Origin of the sequence: Streptomyces lycii (genome assembly GCF_009735685.1) — a bacterium.
Lineage (GTDB): Bacteria > Actinomycetota > Actinomycetes > Streptomycetales > Streptomycetaceae > Streptomyces > Streptomyces lycii.
This window is the reverse complement of the sequence record NZ_WHPN01000337.1, coordinates 1-4,130: the sequence shown is the minus strand read 5'-3', so window position 1 is coordinate 4,130 and position 4,130 is coordinate 1. Positions and strand designations below refer to the sequence as shown.

The window sequence follows — 4,130 nt, the reverse complement described above, 5'->3', positions numbered from 1 at the left end:
GTGGTCAGTCCGCGGTGCGGGCCCGCCACGGCAGCTCGGCCGTCACCGACGTCGGCCCGCCGGCCGGTGAGTCGAGGACGAACAGCCCGTCCACCGCGCCCAGCCGCTCCGCCAGTCCGGCCAGCCCGGTGCCGCCGGACAGGTCCGCGCCGCCCCGGCCGTCGTCCTCCACCTGGAGCAGCAGCCGGTCCCCGGTCCGCCACACGTCCACGGAAGCCCGTCGCGCCCCGCTGTGCTTGCTGATGTTCTGGAGCAGTTCGGAGACGGTGAAGTAGGCGATGCCCTCGATCGCGGCGGCGGGGCGCTCCTCCAGTTCCACGGACACGTTCACCGGCACGGTGCAGCGCGCCGAGAGCGCGGAGAGCGCCGGGCCCAGTCCGCGGTCGGTGAGGATCGCGGGGTGGATGCCGCGGGCGAGGTCGCGCAGTTCCTGGAGGGCGATCTTCACCTCGCCGTGCGCCTCGCCGACCATCCTCGCCGCGGCCTCCGGGTCCTCCAGCAGCTTCTCCTTCGCCAGCCCGAGCCCCATGGCCAGGTTGACGAGCCGGGCCTGCGCCCCGTCGTGCAGGTCGCGTTCGATGCGGCGCAGATCGGCGGCGGCGGTGTCGACGACCACGCCGCGGTCCGTCTCCAGCTCGGCGATCCGCCGCTCCAACTCGTCCGAGGGCGACAACAGCCCCCGTACGAGGGCCCGGTCCACCGCGGTGAGCCCGCGCGCGGTCCACGGCAGCACCGGCCAGGCCACGAAGAGGGAGACGAAGGTGACGGTGAACGTGAGGATGCCCCACGGCAGCCGGATCACCGAGTAGAGCACCGTCCGCCAGCCGACCGGGTCCTTCAGGCTCGTCCACAGCCAGGGGAAGAAGCCGCCGTGCGGGCGGTGCCGGATCGGGCTCGGCTCGTCGATCCGCACGTCCAGCAGAGCCCGCGCGCGGGCCCGCTCCAGCTTGCCGAACTGGCGCGCGCCGAGCAGGCCGAGCGCCAGCAGCGGCAGCCCGATCACGGTCACGGAGAGGAACACACCCGCGTACAGCCAGATCGAGACGTAGACGAAGCCCGCGATGTCCAGCGGCAGGTTCGCGAGCAGGTGCGCGATCTCCCGCCAGGTCTGCCCGGGAAAGGCGAACCTCGGGCGCGGCAGCGGCCTGTCGTCCCGGGCCGCCCGCCCGGTCCCCGTACCTGTTGCCGTCCCCATACCCGCCGCGATCCCCGTCCCCGTCGTCGTACCTTTCCCCGTCTCTGTCCGGGTTCCCGTCCCCGTCCCGGCACTTTTCCAGGTCCCCGTCGCCGGACCTGTCCCGCTCCCCGGACCTGTCCCGCTCCCCGGGCCGGCCTCCGTCCCCGGCCCGGTTCCGCCCCGGGGCGCGGGCGCGGGACGGTCCGCCGGCGTGAAGGCAGCCGGCCCCTCCGCGGAGGTGAAGGGCCCGGGGCCGTCCGTGGAGGTGAAGCGCCCGGGGCCGTCCGCCGGGGCGGAGGACGCGGGCCCGTCCGCAGCCGGGAGGGACGCGGGGCCCTCCGCAGCCGTGAAGGCGGCCGGCGGCTCCGCAGCCGTGAACGGAGGGGCGTCCGTCTTCGCGCGCGGACCCGCGGAGGCGTCCCGGGTACCGTCCCGGGCGCCGTCACGGAAGAAGGTGCTGTCGGTCATACGGGACAGCCTGCCGGAGCCCGGGTGCCCGCGCCATGGGGTTCGCCGGGGGCGCGGGGTGGGGACAACCCCACCGAGCCGTGGACGGCCTGCTGGCAGCGGGACGGCCAGGGCCTAGACTCCCGTGCGTACAGATCGCCGAACCACCGCGGCCGTCCCGCCGCGGCACCGTGCGGCAGACGACCGCAGCCGACGACAGCAGTCAGGGAGTGAGAGCGGACGTGCTGGAGCCGACCGTACGCACGGCATCCGCCCCGCCTGCGACACAGCACCTCGCGGGCTATTTCGCCGACTACTCCGTCATCGGGCTGCTCGCCGTCGTCGGAGTCCTCTTCGTCGCCGTGGCGTTCGGCGCGGGGCGGCTGCTCCGGCCCGCCGTGCCGACCCCGGAGAAGCTGCTGACGTACGAGTGCGGCGTCGACCCGGTGGGGGAGGGCTGGGCGCACACCCAGGTCCGCTACTACGTCTACGCCTTCCTCTATGTCGTCTTCGCCGTGGACTCGGTCTTCCTGTTCCCGTGGGCGACGGTCTTCGCCGCACCCGGGTTCGGCGGCGTCACGCTGGTGGAGATGTTCATCTTCCTCGGCTTCCTCGCCGTCGGCCTGCTGTACGCCTGGAAGAAGGGCGTCCTCACATGGATGTGAACCCCGCACGAGAGGCGGCCCCCGGCGCCGCACCGGCCCCCGACGCCGCACCGGCCGCGGCCCCCGCCGGCCCGGCCGAACACCTGCCCGAGCCGCGCCGGCTCGGAGTGCTGTCCCGGCTCGCGCCGGAGCCGATGAAGGTGGTCCTGAACTGGGGCCGCCGCTACAGCCTCTGGGTCTTCAACTTCGGACTCGCCTGCTGCGCGATCGAGTTCATCGCCGCATCCATGGCCCGGCACGACTTCATGCGGCTCGGTGTCATCCCGCTCGCGCCCGGGCCGCGCCAGGCCGACCTGATGGTGGTGTCCGGCACCGTCACGGACAAGATGGCGCCCGCGGTGAAGCGGCTGTACGAGCAGATGCCCGAGCCGAAGTACGTCATCTCCTTCGGCGCCTGCTCCAACTGCGGCGGGCCGTACTGGGACTCGTACTCCGTGACGAAGGGCGTCGACCAGATCATCCCCGTCGACGTGTACGTCCCGGGCTGCCCGCCGCGGCCCGAGGCGCTGCTCCAGGGCATCCTCAAGCTCCAGGAGCAGATCGCCCGCGAATCGCTCGCCGACCGGTACGCCACCGGGAAGGGCGGCGGCGGCCGGGCCTCGACGGCGGCACTGCGCAGCGGCCTGGTCGAGGCACCGGGGGAGGCCCGGGGCGGCGGCCCGGAAGCCGGTGGCGCGGCGGCGGAGCCCACCGAGGCTGCGGCGGCGGCCGGAGCGGCCGCCGGTGAGGACCGCTCGGGGGGCGGCACGGCCGCGAACACGTCTCCGGAGACACCGCCGGCGGATGCTCCGGCTCCGGACACTTCGGCTCCGGAGACTTCGGAGCCGGAGGCACCGGTTTCGGGTGCCCCTGCTGCTCCGGCTTCGGACGTCCCGGCTCCGGACGCGTCGGCTCCGGACGCTCCGGCTTCGGACGCGTCGGCTCCGGGCTCCGACTCCGGTGGTGAGTCGGCTGCCGGTGGGTCCGCCGCCGGGCGCGAGCGGTCGCCCGGGAAGTCCGCCCCTGAACGGAAGCAGCCCCGCGAGGAGGGCGACGACCGGTGACCGGACCGACCGAGCCGAGCCGACCGGAGGAGCCTGGCCGACGGAACGTGCCGGACCGGCCGACCGAACCGGACCGGCCGACCGAACCGGGCCGACCGGACAACACGGAGCCGACCCGGGCCGAGGCAGGTGCCGGGAGTGCCGAGGCCGGGACCGGTGCCGGGGCGGGCGGCGGGCAGGCCGCGCCGGGCCGGGCGGACGAGCCGCGCGTCGGCTGGCTGCCCGGGGGAGCCCAGGAGCTGTTCGGGGCCGGAGCGACCGCCGAGGAGTCGTACGGGCTGCTCACGGTGGACGTTCCCGCCGAGTCCTGGGTCCTCGCCCTGGAGATCGCCCGCGACGCGCTGGGCTGCACGTTCTTCGACTGGCTGAGTGCCGTGGACGAACCCGGCACCGGGTTCCGGGTCTCCGCCCGGCTCGTCGCGCTGCCGGACCCGGACCGGGGCACCGGCGTCCGCGCGCTGCTCGTACGGACGACCGTGCCGCACGACGCGCCCGTCCTGCCGACGGCCACCGGTGTCTACGCCGGTGCCGCCTGGCACGAGCGCGAGACCCACGAGATGTTCGGCGTCGGCTTCACCGGTCACCCGGGGCTGACCCCGCTGCTGCTGCCCGAGAACTTCGAAGGGCACCCGCTGCGCAAGGACTTCGTGCTGGCGGCGCGTGTCACCAAGGCGTGGCCCGGCGCGAAGGAGCCGGGGGAGTCCGGGCACGGCGGCCCGAAGCGACGCCAGATGCTGCCGCCCGGTGTGCCCGACCCGAACGAGTGGGGGCCGCTGAAGGGCCAGCTCCCGCCGGCCC

3 protein-coding genes and 1 pseudogene are annotated in these 4,130 nt (G+C 74.8%); 3 read left to right on the top strand and 1 reads right to left on the bottom strand.

The genetic code is table 11. The features are described 5' to 3' along the window. Positions 1-4 precede the first annotated feature (4 nt). Positions 5-1,195 (bottom strand): sensor histidine kinase, encoded by a 1,191-nt coding sequence (locus tag GCU69_RS21780; protein ID WP_098753437.1) that lies wholly within the window; start codon positions 1,193-1,195, stop codon positions 5-7. Between the two features lie 671 nt (positions 1,196-1,866). Between GCU69_RS21780 and GCU69_RS21775 the strand changes: the two genes are divergently transcribed. The 3 genes and pseudogenes from GCU69_RS21775 to GCU69_RS21765 form a co-directional block, all read left to right on the top strand. Beyond that, positions 1,867-2,289 (top strand): NADH-quinone oxidoreductase subunit A, encoded by a 423-nt coding sequence (locus GCU69_RS21775; protein ID WP_408055832.1) that lies wholly within the window; start codon positions 1,867-1,869, stop codon positions 2,287-2,289. Continuing rightward, positions 2,280-2,960: pseudogene (locus GCU69_RS21770) on the top strand (NADH-quinone oxidoreductase subunit B); the annotation flags it as partial. The gene GCU69_RS21775 and the pseudogene GCU69_RS21770, both read left to right, overlap by 10 nt. Positions 2,961-3,550: 590 nt before the next feature. After that, on the top strand, positions 3,551-4,130 hold a 580-nt coding region (locus GCU69_RS21765; RefSeq protein WP_170315902.1), incomplete at its 3' end, for an NADH-quinone oxidoreductase subunit C.